Annotated in this window: 2 protein-coding genes; both read left to right on the top strand. The window is 28.0% G+C overall.

The annotated features are described in order from the left end of the window. The first annotated feature begins 137 nt into the window (after nucleotides 1–137). Nucleotides 138–593: a single-stranded DNA-binding protein gene (gene ssb, locus KTF99_RS16730; protein ID WP_009301220.1), complete on the top strand. Its 456-nt coding sequence runs from the start codon at nucleotides 138–140 to the stop codon at nucleotides 591–593. A 762-nt stretch (nucleotides 594–1355) separates the two neighbouring features. After that, nucleotides 1356–1495, top strand: a 140-nt coding sequence (locus tag KTF99_RS16725) for a DNA adenine methylase (RefSeq protein ID WP_254210227.1), incomplete at its 3' end; no start/stop codon positions are given.

Genomic DNA, 1495 nt, shown 5'->3' with positions numbered 1-1495 from the left:
ATGTAGATTATTATTCATTTAACCTCTGGAAAAATAAAGGAATATTTGTTTTAACGCCTAAAGAAATAGATGCTTTATATGATGCAATAAGTCATGTATGTAAATGATGGAATAGTGCAGAATAAGAAAGGGGTAAGATGGTTAATAGAGCAGTCCTGGTAGGACGAATGACGAGGGATCCTGAACTTAGTAGAACACTTCAAGGTGATGCGGTTACTTCTTTTACTTTAGCGGTAAATCGTAATTTTACAAGCAGAGATGGTCAACAACAGGCAGATTTTATTAATTGTGTTGTATGGCGTAAGTCTGCTGAAAATGTTGAAAGATATTGTTCTAAGGGAAGTTTAGTTGGTGTTGAAGGGAGAATACAGACACGCAGTTACGAAAATCCTCAAGGTCAAAAGAAATACATTGTAGAAGTTATTTGCGACGTAGTTCAATTTATGGAAACTAGAGCGGTAAATGAAGAACAGTCAAAAAAAGATATTTATCAAACTGATTATAATGAAAATAGTTTATTGCGTGACCTTGAAAAAGAATTTGATAATTCTTTAAATACTTTTGAAATATCAGAGGATGATTTGCCATTTTGATAATTTATAATAGTATTATTTTTAAAAAGACAGTAATTTCTGAATATAATGTTGTAATAAAAAAGCTAGGGAAATAGGTGAAAATCAACAATATTTTGGTTAGTAAAAGTAATATTTATATCAAAATATTAGAAAATGAAAGTGAAAAAGATAAAATGATAAAAAAGAGGCAGTTTGCCTCTTTTTGTGATAAATATAGTAAAAAAATTGCACCTTTTAATTATAAAAACAGACATGCTATGCTTTTTATATAGTTCAACTCAATATGTATAAAGCAAATTGGAGAGCAGTCAAAAAAGACATTTATTAGTCTGATTATAAAGAGAATAATTTATCGCATGATCATGAAAAAAATTTGATATTTCTATAAATACTTTTGAAATAGTAGGATGATTTGCTACTAATAATTTATGATAGTATTATTAATGATTAAAAATAGCGCACCAAGGTTTATTTTAAACATATTAATATATTTCCGCTGCTGCAGTAGTATGGGGTGAATAATATTCAAAAAACACTCACTTTTTCGAAAAAAATTGTGCCTTTTTGAAATGAAGGATATGTTAAAATTAGTATAGTTAAAATTATGTAAAGAGACAGGGAATGAGAATGTCTCTTTTTATTTTAACTGAAAATAATAAATGTTAAGGGGTGAGAACGTTGTATGGAATTAAGTTGATGCCATAATATATTTGATTTTTTTTACGTATATGGTTATAAAAAAACAATTTTACATTAAATTATATTTTAAATGTATAATTTATGTGTTCGGTGGAGGTGGTTTGTTTGAATTCGTTTATTCCATGGATAGGTGGAAAAAAATTATTACGTAAAGAAATTATAAAACGTTTTCCAAAGGAGGATTTTACAAAATATGTTGAGGTGTTTGGCGGAGCAGGATG

It is taken from the genome of Erysipelatoclostridium sp. MSK.7.34, assembly GCF_019041935.1.
Lineage (GTDB): Bacteria > Bacillota_I > Bacilli_A > Erysipelotrichales > Coprobacillaceae > Thomasclavelia > Thomasclavelia ramosa.
The sequence above is the reverse complement of the archived record's forward strand: the minus strand, read 5'-3'. Positions and strand labels throughout refer to the sequence as shown.